Origin of the sequence: Caldicellulosiruptor acetigenus (genome assembly GCF_026914305.1) — a bacterium.
Lineage (GTDB): Bacteria > Bacillota > Thermoanaerobacteria > Caldicellulosiruptorales > Caldicellulosiruptoraceae > Caldicellulosiruptor > Caldicellulosiruptor acetigenus.
In genome coordinates this window covers 1952598-1968218 of sequence record NZ_CP113866.1, presented here as the reverse complement: position 1 = coordinate 1968218, position 15621 = coordinate 1952598, and the positions used below count along the sequence as shown (strand labels likewise).

15 protein-coding genes and 2 pseudogenes are annotated in these 15621 nt (G+C 36.2%); 13 read left to right on the top strand and 4 right to left on the bottom strand.

What is annotated here, in order from left to right; all coding sequences use genetic code 11:
• Positions 1 to 189 precede the first annotated feature (189 nt).
• Both OTK01_RS09810 and OTK01_RS09805 read right to left on the bottom strand, forming a co-directional pair.
• Positions 190 to 477: pseudogene (locus OTK01_RS09810) on the bottom strand (ISNCY family transposase); the annotation flags it as partial.
• A 9-nt stretch (positions 478 to 486) separates the two neighbouring features.
• Positions 487 to 1657: pseudogene (locus OTK01_RS09805) on the bottom strand (IS256 family transposase).
• Between the two features lie 294 nt (positions 1658 to 1951).
• Between OTK01_RS09805 and OTK01_RS09800 the strand changes: the two are divergent.
• From OTK01_RS09800 to sigK, 7 genes are all read left to right on the top strand, one after another.
• On the top strand, positions 1952 to 4108 hold the full coding sequence (locus tag OTK01_RS09800) for an RCC1 domain-containing protein (RefSeq protein ID WP_029228127.1): 2157 nt from the start codon (positions 1952 to 1954) through the stop codon (positions 4106 to 4108).
• A gap of 162 nt (positions 4109 to 4270) precedes the next feature.
• Complete coding sequence (locus tag OTK01_RS09795) at positions 4271 to 4771, top strand: DUF5680 domain-containing protein (protein ID WP_029228128.1); 501 nt, start codon at positions 4271 to 4273, stop codon at positions 4769 to 4771.
• Between the two features lie 233 nt (positions 4772 to 5004).
• Entirely contained in the window at positions 5005 to 6855 is a 1851-nt protein-coding gene (typA, locus tag OTK01_RS09790; RefSeq protein WP_029228129.1) for a translational GTPase TypA, read from the top strand.
• Positions 6856 to 6937: 82 nt separating this feature from the next.
• Complete coding sequence (mltG, locus tag OTK01_RS09785; protein ID WP_029228130.1) at positions 6938 to 7945, top strand: endolytic transglycosylase MltG; 1008 nt, start codon at positions 6938 to 6940, stop codon at positions 7943 to 7945.
• A 3-nt stretch (positions 7946 to 7948) separates the two neighbouring features.
• Complete coding sequence (locus tag OTK01_RS09780; protein ID WP_029228131.1) at positions 7949 to 8587, top strand: O-methyltransferase; 639 nt, start codon at positions 7949 to 7951, stop codon at positions 8585 to 8587.
• Between the two features lie 29 nt (positions 8588 to 8616).
• Positions 8617 to 9846 (top strand): peptidase U32 family protein, encoded by a 1230-nt coding sequence (locus tag OTK01_RS09775; RefSeq protein ID WP_029228132.1) that lies wholly within the window; start codon positions 8617 to 8619, stop codon positions 9844 to 9846.
• A gap of 86 nt (positions 9847 to 9932) precedes the next feature.
• The gene (sigK, locus tag OTK01_RS09770) at positions 9933 to 10592 is read left to right on the top strand and encodes an RNA polymerase sporulation sigma factor SigK (protein ID WP_029228133.1); all 660 of its coding nucleotides are present in this window, start codon (positions 9933 to 9935) and stop codon (positions 10590 to 10592) included.
• 113 nt (positions 10593 to 10705) lie between these two features.
• On the opposite strand, the gene OTK01_RS09765 is transcribed toward sigK, so the two are convergent.
• Positions 10706 to 10867 carry a ribbon-helix-helix domain-containing protein gene (locus OTK01_RS09765; RefSeq protein WP_029228134.1) on the bottom strand — a complete coding sequence of 54 codons (162 nt, stop codon included), beginning with the start codon at positions 10865 to 10867 and terminating at the stop codon, positions 10706 to 10708.
• A gap of 130 nt (positions 10868 to 10997) precedes the next feature.
• On the opposite strand from OTK01_RS09765, the gene OTK01_RS09760 reads away from it, so the two are divergent.
• From OTK01_RS09760 to OTK01_RS09750, 3 genes are all read left to right on the top strand, one after another.
• Positions 10998 to 11192, top strand: coding sequence for a hypothetical protein (locus OTK01_RS09760; RefSeq protein ID WP_269011600.1), 195 nt, complete (start codon positions 10998 to 11000; stop codon positions 11190 to 11192).
• A 17-nt stretch (positions 11193 to 11209) separates the two neighbouring features.
• The gene (locus OTK01_RS09755; RefSeq protein ID WP_029228136.1) at positions 11210 to 11728 is read left to right on the top strand and encodes a hypothetical protein; all 519 of its coding nucleotides are present in this window, start codon (positions 11210 to 11212) and stop codon (positions 11726 to 11728) included.
• 67 nt (positions 11729 to 11795) lie between these two features.
• Positions 11796 to 12242, top strand: coding sequence for a hypothetical protein (locus tag OTK01_RS09750; protein WP_029228137.1), 447 nt, complete (start codon positions 11796 to 11798; stop codon positions 12240 to 12242).
• Here the strand turns inward: OTK01_RS09750 and OTK01_RS09745 are convergent.
• Positions 12215 to 13444, bottom strand: a complete 1230-nt coding sequence (locus OTK01_RS09745) for an IS256 family transposase (protein WP_269011599.1) — start codon at positions 13442 to 13444, stop codon at positions 12215 to 12217. The two genes, OTK01_RS09750 and OTK01_RS09745, sit on opposite strands and share 28 nt — an antisense overlap.
• Before the next feature lie 131 nt (positions 13445 to 13575).
• Between OTK01_RS09745 and OTK01_RS09740 the strand changes: the two genes are divergently transcribed.
• From OTK01_RS09740 to OTK01_RS09730, 3 genes are all read left to right on the top strand, one after another.
• On the top strand, positions 13576 to 13749 hold the full coding sequence (locus tag OTK01_RS09740; RefSeq protein WP_269011598.1) for a hypothetical protein: 174 nt from the start codon (positions 13576 to 13578) through the stop codon (positions 13747 to 13749).
• 178 nt (positions 13750 to 13927) lie between these two features.
• Positions 13928 to 14413 (top strand): hypothetical protein, encoded by a 486-nt coding sequence (locus OTK01_RS09735; RefSeq protein ID WP_029229211.1) that lies wholly within the window; start codon positions 13928 to 13930, stop codon positions 14411 to 14413.
• A gap of 29 nt (positions 14414 to 14442) precedes the next feature.
• A complete protein-coding gene (locus OTK01_RS09730) occupies positions 14443 to 15378 on the top strand; it encodes a sigma-70 family RNA polymerase sigma factor (protein WP_029229212.1) in 936 nt (311 codons plus the stop codon).
• Positions 15379 to 15621: the final 243 nt, after the last annotated feature.

The window sequence follows — 15621 nt, the reverse complement described above, 5'->3', positions numbered from 1 at the left end:
AAAAGGAGTGGTACAGTTACAATCATATATTATCAATAATGACAAAAATATTGAACAACAAACATATGACAAAAATTTACAACCTCGAAAAAGACAATAGTATCCTAAACCTTCTAAACTCTAAGTTTTAGAAGGTTAAGTAAAAAAACTATAAATTTTTTATAGGTTAGAGATTCAAATACTGTAGTTTTAGGCGATAAGTTTTTTAAGTTTATTCAGTTTTTTAATAGTCAATTTAGAACAATAAAGCTTAATATTGTGAGCGAGAAGAAATAAGAGCGAAAAAGTAATGGCAGAGAGCAAGAAATCAGAGAAAATAGAAATATGGTCAAGAGTTTGGATGGTATCAGAACCCATGTAGGATTTTAGGTGGTAAATAGTCTGCTCCACAGCGACACGTTTGTGGTAGAGGTCTAAAAACTCTTGAGAATTTCTACTCAGACCTGGGAAAGACCGAAAATCGTCAGGGTAAGTGTAGGAGACTTGTCAAGAATTTTGTGTTTCCATTTCATAGCGTATATTGTAGAGCTGCAATATATTGTAACTACATTTTTTAAGAATGGGTACTCCGTTTTCCCACTTGCCTCGACGCAAGTTTTCTCTTTGTAAATAGATGTTTATTTCTAAAACTTCTACAGACTGAGAATAACCCCTGAATTTATTCTTATTTTTTCAATTATACTGTTAACATTTTCTACTGCATTGGTAGTATAGATATGCTTTCTTAAATCTTCTGGATACTTCATATGTGCAAGATAAAATTCAGCTTTTACGCAAATACCTTTTATGAATCTGGGGTATTTTGAGGAATATTGATTACAAAGATCTTTAAACTTTAAAACTGCTTCATCAAAATCAGAAGAGGAAGTTCTTAATTTATCAAGTTCTTTGTTGAAAACAGAAGAATCGTCTAAAGGCTATTGTTTTCTAACGTTGCACTGAAGGTGAACAAAACATAGTTGATGATTGGCAAGGGGATAAACGAGCCGAGTAGCATCGATAATGCCCGGAAAATCATCGCTTAGAACTATTAAGACTTTTTTAAGACCTCTTGTAATTAAGTCATCAAAGACTCTCATCCAATCGGCTTTGTTTTCTTTGCCGAAGAAAGGGCAGAATACCGAAGATATCTTTTTTGCCTTCTAAATCAATGCTGAGCACAACATAGCAAGTAGCTTGTTTAACTTTTGAGTTATCTTTAATTTCGCTTTTGAATAACCGTCAATGATAAGAGCAAAAGCACAGCCATCGAAGTTCTCTTTGTTTGAAAAGTTGAAGCTCATTTTTAAGATCGTTTTTGATTTTTTCGATTTCGCCTTCAGAATAAGGCAGATTCATGCTTTTAAGAGTTTGGACAAGAGAACTTTCTGAGTAACCATTGGTAACTTGTAACATAAGCAGGTCGGTGTATGAGCTGTCAACTCTTTTGTATCGGTCAGGAAGAATAGAAGGTCGAAAGTTAACAGTGCGTGTATGAGGGACAGAAATTCAAGACGTTAGGCAGGCGTTGCAAGTTTTCTGTCGTAAAAGCCATTGCCTTTGTCATTTTCATTTTTAGCAAGGTAGAGTGACCTTTCCGATAACATAAAGCAAACGAGCAAGTTTTCTAAAACTGTTTTAAAGCTGGGCGAGTAGGGTCGTCTTTAGAGCAATACATATTTAATACTTGTTCTTAAGCCTACTTTTTAGCGGTTTCAAAAATCTCATTTTTCTCCATAATCGTGAACCCCCTTTGTTGATTTATTTCAATACTAATTATACAGTGGACACAATTTTATTTTAACTCCAACGGAATTACTATTTACTTTGAAGTGGGCCGAGAGCAAAGTGATTTATCCCAAACAAAAGTAGTTGATGCAATTATCAATTGGAGTGACCAGAGAAATTAAAAGATAATTTAATATGTGGTCAATCTGTTGATTACACGCGCAAAAGAAAGGGATGGGTGAGTATGATTAGTAATGCCAAAAAAAAATTCGTAGGAGGGAAAAATGAAAAAATAAAATATGTCTTATTTTTATTTTTGGTAAGTGTGATATTGATAACATTGAGCACTTTCTATATCAAAGCATCAAATAATATGGGGAAGAAGATAGTTTACATCGATACGGGCGGTAATCAAAACCTTGCTGTAACAGAAAATGGAGAACTTTACGAATGGGAGTTAGGTGGAACGTTAGAATCTCGATATTTGCCTACAAAAGTAATGGAACATGTTAAGATTGCAAAAGCTGGATGGGCACATGTATTAGCAATAGACCAGAGTGGGAATTTATATTGTTGGGGTAATAACGAGTATGGACAATTAGGAGATGGAACAAAAGAGAGCAAAACTACTCCTGTAAAAGTTTTGGAAAATGTAATTGCAATAGCTGCTGGTAATTATCATAGCTTGGCAGTTACAAAAAATGGAGATTTATATGCATGGGGATACAACGATTGCGGACAGTTAGGAAATGGGACAAGAGTTGACAGTAACAAACCTATTAAGATTATGACAAATGTTAAAGATGTAGCAGCTGGATGGTATACAAGCTTTGCTATTACCAAAAATGGTGATTTATATGGATGGGGTGCAAATGACTCAAACCTATTATGTAGCGGTAGAAGTGAATATAGAAGTAAACCAGTAAAAATAATGAGTGAGGTTCAAAAAATTTCTGCGGGACTTAACCATGCTTTGGTCTTGACAAAAAAAGGAGAGTTGTATGTATTGGGATATGGAAGCGAGAAACCCCTAAAAGTAAATCTTAAAGATATAAAAGGTGTTTCACATATATATGCAGGAGTATCAGGAGATTCGTACAGCTTGGTGGTTGATAAAAATGGAGTATTATGGGCATGGGGACGAGGTTATAATGAAACTGTGATAATCAAAAACGAAGTTAAGCAATCTAAAATTTACAAAATTATAGAATTTAAGCCTGTTAAGATAATGTCAAATGTTATGTTGGCATCTGGTAAATTAGCAATGACGAAAGATAAAAAGTTATACATTTTTTGCAATAACACTGGACCATTTATCTTTGGTGCGCCAGAAAGAGTAGATAGGCCTGTTTTAATCATGAAAAATGTTTCTTTATGTAGTGCGGGTGCTGACCACTCTCTTGCTTTAACTAAGGATGGGAAATTATATGGATGGGGCAATAATTCATATAATCAGTTAGGGAACGGAACCAAAAATCCCTTATGTAGGCCCACAAAAATAGATATTAATGTTGGAGAAATCATAGGAATTTTAGCAGGAACTCAACGTAGTTTTTTGATTAATAAAAAAGGCGAACTTTTTGGGTGGGGAAGTAACACAAACAATACTATTGATTTTAGCAACGATAAAATAATTTCAAAACCTAAAATAGTATTAAAAGGAATTACACAAGTAGATACTAATGAAAATGAAACATTTGTTGTAACAAAAAATGGTAAAATGTATGCGTTAGTTTTTGTTGTTCAAGCAGAACGAGATACTCTTAAGTGGCAAATTATCAAAGAAAATAGACAAAAAATGTATAACATAACAAATAATGTAGACAAAATTAGTGCAGGGTATCAGACTTTAATCTTGAAAAAGGACGGGACCTTATATGCATTGAAAGGTAAAACTTCATGGAAAGGAAGCCATACGCAGATAGAATCTTATGTGATTGAGAAAGTATTGAATAATGTGGTATCAATGGCAAGTGGTTATGACCATTGCTTAGCTGTTACAAAAGATGGAAGTTTATATGCCTGGGGCAGTGATCCAGCTCATGGGGAAATAGGCAATGGAATAGCAATACCCAATCTTCGAATAGATAAGCCTGTAAAAGTAATGGATAATGTAAAAATGGTAGCTGCAGGTGCAAATAGAAGCTTTGCATTGACAAAAGATGGAGAAGTTTATGCATGGGGATTCAATTTGGGAACACTTGGAACTGGCACAGATTCATGGTATGAACCCAGACCTGTGAAAGTGTTTGAAGGAGCTGTATGGATATCTTGTAAAGGAGAACATGTATTGGCATTGACAAAAGAAGGGGATTTATATGGTTGGGGAGATAATAGTTCAGGACAAGTAGGAATTGGTGGTATTATTATCTCTAAGCCAACACAGATAATAATCCGGTAAGTAACCAATTGTAGGATGTTTGTAAGTACTAATTTTTCAGTTGGATAGTGATGAAACAAGTCCTTAAAAATAATGTTTACTTTTAATAAACATATCAGAAATCTATTGTATTTGGTATTTTGCAGAGAAAGACAAATAGTAAAATGTGAGAGGGGTATTACTATGTTGAATTTATTGCAAAGGACAATAATTGAAGGAAGATTGTCTTGCTATGTGAAGAAAACAAAAGATTTTAATCCATATGAAAAATCAGATGTTTACGATTGGGAATTTAAAAAGGAGATAAACAGATACATTTTTAAAGATTCTTATCGTGGATTTAATCCCTATGCAGGAGTTGAAGTAATAATTGAGAAAGATAGCAATAAAGTGGTATGGATATGTGATTATGTTGGTTATGTTTTGGATAAATGCCCAATTGGTGCAAATCAAGTATATGATTTTTTAAAAGAAGCTAGGGCTAAGCATTTGGTGGAATGCAATGATGATCTATTTAAGGATTTTACATACGAAAAAGAATTATTAAAATATAAATCGATATTTGAACTTAAAGCAACAGGAGTATTGGAGAAAACTGATATTTATTATGATAAAGAATTAATTGCCCAACACATTGCATCTTGGAATTGTGAGAATATGAAGATGGAATGTTATAAAATATAGAAATGAAAGATATAATTATTGAAGAAAGAAATAAAGATAAAAATATTTCCCTTGGGACAAAATATTAAAATGCAAGACATAACAACCACAAATGAAGTATATTAAGAGCAGGGGTTACTTATTTCCCTGCTTTTGATTTGTTAGGTCATTTAGTTATTAACTTTTTACTTACACATATTTAAAATAAGAATTTACTTGCAAACTTTTAAAAGGAGGAAGCTAAAGGTCTGAAAATGCTAACCCCAAGAGATGACATCAGAAACATCGCTATAATTGCCCATGTTGACCATGGCAAAACAACCCTTGTAGATGCAATGCTAAAACAAAGTGGGATATTCCGCGAAAATCAAGTAGTAGAAGAAAGAGTTTTAGATTCAAACCAGCTTGAAAGAGAAAAAGGAATTACCATAATGGCCAAAAACACAGCCATTATGTACAAAGGTATAAAGATAAATATCATAGACACACCGGGACATGCAGATTTTGGAAGCGAAGTTGAAAGGTCGCTTGTTATGGCAGATGGCGTGCTTCTGGTTATAGATGCCTATGAAGGTCCAATGCCCCAGACAAAGTTTGTGCTCAGAAAAGCTTTGCAGCTTAAACTCAAGCCAATTGTTGTTATAAATAAAATTGACAGGCCTTTTGCAAGACCATATGAGGTTTTGGACAAGGTTCTGGACCTATTTATTGAGCTTGGAGCAGACGAAGACCAGCTTGACTTCCCATATGTTTTTGCATCGGCAAAAGAGGGGATTGCCAAGTTTAATTTAGATGATGAGAGCAAAAATTTAGAGCCACTTTTTGAGATGATAGTAAAAAATATTCCCGCCCCCTCTGGGTATATCGATGCACCTTTTCAAATGATTGTGACATCAATCGACTATGACAACTACTTGGGAAGGATTGCAATTGGCAAGGTTGTAAGAGGAAGTGTAAAGGTTGGTCAGCAGGTTGCAGTTTGCACAAAAGAAGAAGGTGTGCTACAAAAGACAACGGTTACAAAGCTTTACCAATTTGAGGGACTAAAAAGAGTTGAGTGTCTTGAAGCAAAACTTGGTGATATCATTGCAATTGCAGGAATTGAAGGGATAAACATCGGACAGACAGTAACAGATGCGGAAAATCCAGAACCTTTGGAGTTTATCAAGATTGATGAGCCAACAATCTCCATGATATTTTCAACAAACGACTCACCATTTGCAGGAAAAGAAGGCGAGTATGTAACATCAAGACATTTGAGAGAGCGCCTTTTTAAGGAGCTTGAGAGAAATGTTGGACTGAAAGTTGAGGAGACTGATTCACCCGATTCTTTTAAGGTATCAGGAAGAGGTGAGCTTCACCTTGCAATCTTAATTGAGACAATGAGAAGAGAAGGTTATGAGTTTCAGGTTTCAAAACCGCAGGTTATAACAAAGATTGTAAATGGTGAACTTTATGAGCCGTATGAATATTTGATAATTGATGTTCCAGAAGAATTTATGGGCACTGTCATGGAAAAATTAGGTCCGCGAAGAGCCCAGCTTCAAAATATGACTATCTTAAACGATGGATTTATGCGTCTTGAGCTTATAATACCTGCAAGAGGACTTATAGGTTTTAGGTCTGAGTTTTTGACAGATACCAAAGGCAATGGCATTATGAACCATGTGTTTTATGACTATATGCCATATGCTGGTGACATTCCTGAAAGAAACAGGGGTGCACTTATAGCTTTTGAAACTGGTGAGGCTGTGACATATGGTCTTTACAATGCTCAAGGAAGGGGAAGGCTTTTCATAGGTCCTGGCACGCAAGTATATGAAGGTATGATTGTTGGTGAAAGTTCGCGCCCAGAAGATATTGTTGTCAATGTTTGCAAGAAAAAACACTTGACAAACATGCGCTCAGCAACGGCTGATGAAGCTTTGCGTTTAACTCCGCCTGTGCAGCTTTCACTTGAAGAGTGTATAGAATTTCTGGCAGAGGATGAACTTTTGGAAGTGACACCAAAGAGTTTAAGGCTTAGAAAGAAGATTTTAAATCACGAGATGAGAAAGAAGATGGAATCAAGAGCCAAGAAAGAAGAAAAGGAGCCTGTATTTTAAGGGCTCTTTTTCTTTTTGGGTTTTCATTGTGGTATAATATGAACATGAAAAACAAGAGAAAAGTTTTGGGGTAAATAGTACTATGAGATTATGGCAAAAAAGTTTTAAATATTATTTGGTTGTATTACTCTTCTTAGTCTTAATGGTCTCACTTGTTTATGTATCACTCAAACATCAAAAAGGAAAAGTAATCGAAGCTGTGGTTGAGATTCCACAAAATACGTCCACAAAAGATGTTGCTATGATTTTAAAGAAAAATGGGATTATAAAAAACCCATACTTTTTTATGTTTTATGTCAAACTCAACAACTACAAGATAGCAGCAGGAAAATACAAGCTTTCGTCTGATATGACATATGAGCAGCTGTGCAAAGCTCTTGAAAAAGGTTTTGTTCCAAAAGCTCCCATTAAGTTTACTATTCCAGAAGGGTTCACAGCCCAGCAGATTGCCAAAAAACTCCAAAGTCTTGGACTTGTAGATGAAAAAAAGTTTTTAGAAGCTGTGAATAGTTATGACTTTAATTTTAAGTATAAATACAGTTCAAAAGAAGTAAAGTATAAGCTTGAAGGGTTTTTGTTCCCCGATACATATGAAGTATATCCCGGCACTTCAGAAAAAGATATTATAAGAATGATGCTAAATAGATTTTTAGAGGTATATGAAAGCATAAAGGATAAAAAGACAACAGATTTAGATGATGTTCAGACAGTTATACTTGCCTCAATTGTTGAGAAAGAGGCAAAAAAAGATAGTGAAAGAGGAATTATTGCTGGTGTGTTTTTAAACAGGCTACAAAGAGGTATAAAACTTGAAAGCTGTGCAACTGTAGAATATGTACTTCCCATTCACAAAGAGCTTCTTTCTTTGCAGGATGTGAGAATAAAATCGCCGTACAATACATACCTTAAAAAAGGACTGCCGCCTTCTGCTATCTGCAGCCCAGGCAAAAAAAGCCTTCTTGCAGCTTTAGATCCTGCAAAAACAGATTATCTATTTTTTGTTGCCAAAAAGGATGGAACTCATATATTTTCAAAGACATTTGAAGACCATTTGAAGGCTCAAAAACAAATAGAAGAAGGGAAAAAATAAAAAATGGATATATCGCAGGACATTTTGAACCAGTTTATAAGAAGCAAGCTTACAAATATGGACCCAAGACTTTCCAAGATTGAAAAAGAGGCTCAAAAGAGAAATATACCAATAGTTTCAAGAGAGGTATCACGGCTTTTGACAATACTTTCAATGCTGAGAAAACCAAAGAGAATATTGGAGATTGGCACTGCAGTAGGGTTTTCAGCGCTGTCCATGCACATAGGCTTTCCTGAAGCAAAGATTATTACAATAGAGATGGATTTCGACATGGTTATGGAAGCTAAAAAAAATATAAAGGAATTTGGTGCTCAGGACAAAATAGTTATTATTGGTGGTGAGGCGGAAGAGGTGCTGGCGGCAATTGAAGGTGAGTTTGACATGATATTTTTTGATGCCGCAAAAGCTCAGTATATTGATTATTTCAACCTTACCAAAGAGAAGATGGCTAAAAACTGCCTCCTTATATGTGACAACGTGCTTTTTAAAGGAATGGTTGTAGGAAGAAGATATCTTAAGAGAAGGATGATAACAATTGCAAAGAGAATGAACAAGTTCATAAAAATGATAGAAGATGACCCTGACTTTGTAATGACACTTCTTCCCATCAGCGACGGGGTCTTGATAGCCGTAAGAAAGTAGAAGAAAAGTTTGTGGAGGTTTTTGAAAAGATGATGAATATAAAAAAGCCTGAACTTGTTGCACCTGCGGGTGATTTGGAAAAGCTCAAAACTGCAATTTTGTACGGCGCAGACAGCGTGTATATTGGCGGTAGAGAATTTGGGCTCAGAAAATATGCGGGCAATTTTGATTTTGATGAGATGAAAGAGGGCATTGATTTTGCACATAAACATGGCAAAAAGGTGTATCTTACAGCTAACATATTCGCAAGGAATGAAGATATTAAGAAAATAGATGAGTTTTTTGACATTATAAAAAACTTTGAATTTGACGGAATAATTGTGTCCGACCCAGGGGTATTCATGAAAGCCAAAAAGCTTGGGATACCTATTCATATAAGCACCCAGGCAAATACAACAAACTATGAATCTGCCCGTTTTTGGCATCAGCTTGGTGCAAAAAGAATTGTGCTTGCAAGAGAGCTGTCTTTGGATGAAATCAGAGAAATAAGAGAAAATATCCCTGAGAGCCTTGAGCTTGAGGCTTTTGTCCATGGGGCGGTCTGCATTTCATATTCAGGCAGATGTTTTTTAAGCGCGTATATGACATACAGAGACGCAAACAGGGGCGAGTGCGCTCATCCGTGCAGGTATAAATATTATGTCATGGAAGAAAAAAGACCAGGCCAGTATTTTGAGGTGTTTGAAGATGTTGATGGCACTTATATCTTTAACTCAAAAGATCTTTGCATGGTTGAGCATATTGACAAGCTTGTTTTTTCAGGGATTGATGCTTTTAAGATTGAAGGAAGGATGAAAAGTAGTTTCTACGTTGCAACAGTTGTAAGTGTGTACAGAAAAGCAATTGACAAGTTTATAAAAGACCCTGAACATTTTGAGCCAGAACCTCAGTGGCTTGAAGAGATTGCAAAGTGTTCTCACAGAAGTTACACAACAAACTTTTATTTTGGAAAGCCAGATCATGACGACTATAGATTTGAGTCAAGCAAATATGTCAGAGAATATGAATTTGTCGGGATTGTCAAAGAGGTTTTGGGTGACGACTGGGCTGTAGTTGAGCAAAGAAACAGGTTTTTCAAAGGAGATACTGTTGAGGTTATGCTCCCAAACGGGACATATTTTGTTCAGAGGCTAGATAGAATTTATGACCTCGAAGGAAATCCCTTGGAGGTTGTTCCTCATGCACAGCAGCTTACAAAAATAAAATTTGACAGACCTGTTGTAGAGTTTGCAATGCTAAGAAAGAAAATAGAAAGTTAAAAATTAATGGTGGACATGCAACAAAATGGGGGAATGAGCATATAATTGTATGCTGAGCTTAAAAAATGTAATGGGGGCTCTTGATAATGTTTTACATCGAAAATCAAAGCTCATTCCCCCAACCGATGTCTTCTGAAGAAGAAGAAATGTATCTGAACAAGATGTGGGAAGGCTGCAAAGAGGCGCGAAATATTCTCATTGAAAAAAATCTGCGTCTTGTTGCGCATATAGCCAAAAAATACACATTTTCATTCCCCAATTTAACAGATGATATCATTTCTGTTGGCACAATTGGTCTTATAAAAGCGATTGAGACTTATTCTAAAGCTAAGTCCACAAAGCTTTCCACATATGCGGCAAAATGTATCGAGAACGAGATACTGATGTATTTAAGACAAAACAAAAAATTTTTGTCCCAGCTTTCACTTGAAAATCCGATTGGTAGCGACAAAGACGGAAATGAGATAACTTTAATGGACGTTTTGCAAAACGACCAGGACGACATAGACGAGCAGGTTGACTTAAAAATCCAGATAAAAAATCTTTTGAAAAAGCTTGACAAAATTTTAAAAGGTCGCGAAAAGAAGATTATTGAGCTCAGATACGGGCTTAAAAATGGCATAGAAAGAACACAGATGGAGGTTGCAACCCTGCTTGGCATTTCCCGTTCATACGTCTCACGAATAGAGAAAAAGGCACTTCAAAAGCTCTATGGCGAGCTTCAGAATTTAAGTGATGGTATATAAAATGGTCGGGATGACAGGACTTGAACCTGCGACCTCTTGGTCCCGAACCAAGCAGTTATTTAAATAAATGTGAGAAAAAGAAAAGAAAAAACCACCATTAAGGTGGTTTTGAATTATGAAGAGTGTTTTTCTAATTCCTCAAGGTATTTTTGAATAATAGTCAGCACGAAATTACTCAAAGTCCTGTTTTCTTTGTTGGCCATCTCTTGGAGCTTTTCTCTCAATTCCTTTGGCATTGTTACAAGCACACGAGTGTTTTTTTTTGATACAGCCATTTACTCACCTTCTTTCAAAATCTTTGTTTTCTCTTTGATTATATCACTCTACTACACTCTTGACAATAGGTGTAACACAGTGTATAATAGTGATACAAACTAAATGGAGATGAGGGAGATGTACAAAGAGATGTATGAAAAACTTTGGGATATGCGTTCAAGTCTTATTGATTATTGTGACGAGGTGGACAAGCTAATGACCAAACCACTTGAGGAAGGTGAGAGAGATTTAGCCATTGCTCTTAAGAATGAACTGGAGTGTGCAATTACTGTTGTGAATATGCTGATGAGTAAAATTTTTTACAAAGCCACATATCAAGGATAAAGGAGCGTGGTTTTAAAATGCCAAAGGTAACAGTTAACCTGCCAAGACCAGTTTACAACCACCTATCTAAGCTTGTTGAGGGTGGTAAAAGCTTTGATGAGGTTTTGACAAGTGCCACAGCCATTCTAATTGACACTATCCACAGAGAGAGCAACAGAGAACTTGAAACAGCACACTGGTTTAATATAGCTTCAAGCATTGATATGGACTACAGAAAAACCCTCATTGCATTTCTTGACAATGGAATTGACCTATTTGTCTCACTTTACAAAAGGCACCAAAGCAAGGGCGATTTAAGAGAGCAGGCTCAGACTTTGAGAGTAATAATCCTACTAGAATACCTAAAAGAGTGCATCAACAATGAGGATATTGATTACCTTATGGAGCTGAGATATCCACCAATTGAGGAAGAATTAGAATACTGGCAGCAAAGAGGTTTTAAGATACCAGAAGCTTTAAGGAACACAGATAAGCACGATAATGTTGTCGGTATTAGGCTTGTGGTCCAGCCTTGTATTGGGGAAGAAAAAAGATAAAAGCCGATGGGATACTGTCCTGTCGGCTATTCTTTCTTTAAAAAACAAAAAGGGGGGTTAAAGCTCTATGAAAGCCAATCACCTTTTATATCTCAAAGCAATGGACAGAATACTATCAAGTTTTAGGTTTGGAGAAGATGACGCAGGGGAGATTGTGAAGAAGATAGCTTTTTATGGCGTCAAATATATAAATACCAAGCCAAGAGCTGAGATTATCACAATTGAAGGTGTAAAAGCGGACCTTTCACTTGAATGGTTGATAATTCAGAGCATGGCACAATTAACACCTAAGGAGTTTATGCAGCTTTTCCCTATCAAGAAGTTTTACAAAGGCCGCAAATATTCAATCAAGGACTACTACACAACCAGAGAAATGCTCAACAAAAATGACATGGACAAGCCTATTGGAGAGGCAATAATTGAATTTTTGTGGGACTATGTCAATGACGACATAGAAAGCTTTCTTGTCAATCACATGGAGACTTGTCAAGAATTTTGTGTTTCCAATTTATAACGTAAGTTGTAAAGTTGGGTTATATTATTAAGACATTTTCTAATACTGGGAACTCCATTTTTCCATTTTGTGCGGCGTAAATTCTCACGTTGTAAGTAAACATTAATTTCTAAAACATCAATAGACTGAAAATACCCACCTGAATTTACTCTAATTTTCTCAATTATACTGTTGATACTTTCAACAGCGTTTGTGGTATAAATATGCTTTCTTAATTCTTCAGGATATTTCATATGGGCAAGATAGAACTCTGCTTTTTCGGATATTCCCTTGACAAAGCGAGGATATTTTACAAGGTATTCTTTACAAAGTTCTTTAAATTTCAATACAGCTTCATCAAAATCAGATGAAGAAATTCTAAGTTTGTCTAAACTTTTGTTAAAAGCTGAAGCGTCTTCTTTTGACATATGTTTTCTAACGTTGCGTTGAAGGTGGACAAAACATAGTTGATGGTCTGTAAGAGGATAAGCAAGTTTGACAGCGTCTATGATGCCAGGAAAGTCATCGCTTATGACAATTAGAACTTCCTTAAGACCTCTTGTAATTAAGTCTTCAAATACTTTTGTCCAATCAGCCTTATTTTCTTTGCCGAAGAAAGTGTAAACACCAAAAATGTCTTTTTTACCTTCTAAGTCGATACCAAGCACAACATAACAAGTAGCCTGTTTAACCTTAGAATTATCTTTGATTTCACAGTGGTAACCATCAATAATAAGTGCGAAGGCACTTGAAGGTAATTCTCTTTGTTTAAATAATTGAAGTTCATTTTTGAGGTCTTCTTTGATTTTTAGGATTTCGTTTTCGGAATAAGGAAGATTTAAGTTTTTCAATGTTTGAAGGAGAGAGCTTTCAGAATAACCGCTTGCGACTAAAGACATAAGTAGGGCGGTGTAAGAATCATCAACTCTTTTATATGGTTCAGGTAGAATAGAAGGTCTAAAATTTCCGGAGCGAGCTCTTGGCACAGAAATCTCGAGTGTTCCAACAGAGGTTGCGAGTGTTCTATCGTAAAAACCATTACCTTTGTCATTTTGGTTTTTAGCAAGATAAATATTTCTTTCAGACAACATAAACCACTCGAGCAAGTTTTCTAAAAGTTGCTTTAAAGCTGGGCGAGTAGGGTCATCTTTGGAACAATACATGTTTAGAACTTGTTCAATAGCCATGTTTTTTGCAGTTTCAAAAATTTCATTTTTCTCCATGTTTGTAAACCCCCTTTGGTTATTACTCAATACTAATTATACAGTAGACACAATTTTATTTTAACTCCCATCACATGCTCACAATTAGCCAGCTAAGAAGATTTGAGGGCAAGCCTTCTTTAGCCGAGGAGATGGCAAAAGAGCTTGGACTTAAAACTTATAGGTTATATCAAGACAGCCAGGGCAAAAAGTTTTTGTTTGATGAGGAGACAGGCAAGACCATAAGAGTTAAAGAAAGACCAAAGCATTTGAGGATAATAAGAGGCAGGGGGGAGAGGGGAATCAAAAATTTTGGCAAAGCTTAACAGACCGTGCGGGGCAGGTCAGCACGCACAAAGTTCGTTTTATTTCGCAAAAGGGGGTATCCCATTTTGGGGGTACCTTTTTTATTGCAAATCCATAGCAAACTTATGACAAAATTCGACATGGCAGCTTTGTAGGTGGTATAATCAAAGTAGAACATAAGTTTGAGGTGGTACCAAGATGTTTTGTTATGATTGGGAAAGCTTGAAACGTGAGTTTTTAACGGGCGATTACAGAACACTTAAAGAGTTTGCAGAGGCTAAAAATATAAGCTATGGACTTTTGCGCAATAAGGCAAAGGGTTGGACACAAGAAAAAAGACAAGTGGAGAGAACTAAGAGCAAGCTTATAGTTGAAAAGACACTACAAAAGCAGATAGAGAAAGCAAGCGACTATAATACTTTGCATGTTGAGTTTTGGGACAGACTGCTTGAATTGGTGTGGGAAGCTCTAAATGATGATAAGACCATCAAGACCAAGGAAGGCAAGATAAACATTTATGCACTTGAAAAGCTTTCTAACGTGGTTGAGAAGGTCCAAAAAGGACAGAGACTTGCTCTTGGACTTGATGATAAAAAAGACGAGCACAGCGAGGAACTTCTCCAGAGGATGTGGGAAATTGTCCAAGCACTCCATGAATCAGATGAGGCTACTGTTATAAACTAAGCTTACAACCAAAGGAGTGTTAATAACAAATGCAGCAGGCAGTAACTAAACAGCTTGACAAGGCACAAAGGCAGCTTCTAATTGCCGACAATTTAAAGCTTGTGTATCATGTGGCAAACAAGTTTATGCCATGTCCTAAGGGCTACATGTATGAAGTTGATGACCTTATTAGTGAGGGTTACTTTGGTTTGGTTGTGGCAGCTAAAAACTTTAATCCCAGTTTAGGAGTAACATTTTCAACCTATGCTTGCAAGGTGATTGAAAGCAGGATAAAAAGAAGCTTGCCAAAGTACAAATTATCTTCTGCCATCTCTTTGGACAGTCCAGTATCAAAAGAACCAGAAGAAGATACATCTACAGTTGGAGATATAATCTCAGATGGTTATTCAGTCGAAAGAGAAGTAATCAGAAAAGATACTCTTGATAGGCTTCAAAGGTATTTTGATGCTTTGACCGATGAGGAAAAAGAGAGGGTTTTATACTACATCTCCACAGGAAAAAATCCACCTGCCAGCGATAAGGTGTTCAGAAGTGCAAGAAGGAAGATAATAGCCAAGATGAGACAAGAACAGTTTGAGGCAGACCTTGATGATTTGACAATTTTCATATCCTGTCCAGCGGTGCATGTAGCAACGGGCAATGGTTACTTTTCATCTCCAGTTGAAACTGCAGTTATTGCAAGAGAGGAGAAAAGAAAACAGCTTGAAATCCTGTCTTTAATTCCACAATTGGACAAGCTGAGAATGTTAAAACAGCAAGGCGAACAGGATAGAATGAAACTTCTTGCTGCCAAGTGGGAAGTGGAAGAGTTTATTGAAAGGCACTGGGATAACCTCACAGTTTACAATGTCAGACTTCTCAAAGACTATTTTGTTTTTTGTCTTTCTCATCTGTCCATGGTGCAAAAGTATGGCAGCAAGTACAGAGAGCAAATAAAGAGAGTGGTCAAAAAGATAACTGGATAGAGATTAAAAAATTATCCATACTAAAAATGCTAAAAAAGCTAAAAAAGTCGGGGGATTAGGAATATCAAGGAGTTTAAGATACCCACTTTTTTAGCAGGCAAAGCTAAAAAAGTTATAGAAAAAGCTTTTAAACCTTGTGGTGTCTACACTACAGCCTTGCTAAAAAAGTGCTAAAAAAGTAGGTATACCCCCCTACCCTAAGAAGACAATAAGCTTTTTAGGACCAGCGGGCGGGCATCCAAA

Bases quoted from the DNA above. Each gene is read 5' to 3' on its own strand.
- OTK01_RS09755 (WP_029228136.1), top strand. From the start codon at position 11,210: ATGCCAAAGGTAACAGTTAACCTGCCAAGACCAGTTTACAACCACCTA.
- OTK01_RS09775 (WP_029228132.1), top strand. From the start codon at position 8,617: ATGATGAATATAAAAAAGCCTGAACTTGTTGCACCTGCGGGTGATTTG.
- OTK01_RS09750 (WP_029228137.1), top strand. From the start codon at position 11,796: ATGAAAGCCAATCACCTTTTATATCTCAAAGCAATGGACAGAATACTA.
- OTK01_RS09795 (WP_029228128.1), top strand. From the start codon at position 4,271: ATGTTGAATTTATTGCAAAGGACAATAATTGAAGGAAGATTGTCTTGC.
- OTK01_RS09730 (WP_029229212.1), top strand. From the start codon at position 14,443: ATGCAGCAGGCAGTAACTAAACAGCTTGACAAGGCACAAAGGCAGCTT.
- sigK (WP_029228133.1), top strand. From the start codon at position 9,933: ATGTTTTACATCGAAAATCAAAGCTCATTCCCCCAACCGATGTCTTCT.
- OTK01_RS09745 (WP_269011599.1), bottom strand. From the start codon at position 13,444: ATGGAGAAAAATGAAATTTTTGAAACTGCAAAAAACATGGCTATTGAA.
- OTK01_RS09760 (WP_269011600.1), top strand. From the start codon at position 10,998: ATGTATGAAAAACTTTGGGATATGCGTTCAAGTCTTATTGATTATTGT.
- typA (WP_029228129.1), top strand. From the start codon at position 5,005: ATGCTAACCCCAAGAGATGACATCAGAAACATCGCTATAATTGCCCAT.
- OTK01_RS09740 (WP_269011598.1), top strand. From the start codon at position 13,576: ATGGCAAAAGAGCTTGGACTTAAAACTTATAGGTTATATCAAGACAGC.
- OTK01_RS09780 (WP_029228131.1), top strand. From the start codon at position 7,949: ATGGATATATCGCAGGACATTTTGAACCAGTTTATAAGAAGCAAGCTT.
- OTK01_RS09735 (WP_029229211.1), top strand. From the start codon at position 13,928: ATGTTTTGTTATGATTGGGAAAGCTTGAAACGTGAGTTTTTAACGGGC.
- mltG (WP_029228130.1), top strand. From the start codon at position 6,938: ATGAGATTATGGCAAAAAAGTTTTAAATATTATTTGGTTGTATTACTC.
- OTK01_RS09765 (WP_029228134.1), bottom strand. From the start codon at position 10,867: ATGGCTGTATCAAAAAAAAACACTCGTGTGCTTGTAACAATGCCAAAG.
- OTK01_RS09800 (WP_029228127.1), top strand. From the start codon at position 1,952: ATGATTAGTAATGCCAAAAAAAAATTCGTAGGAGGGAAAAATGAAAAA.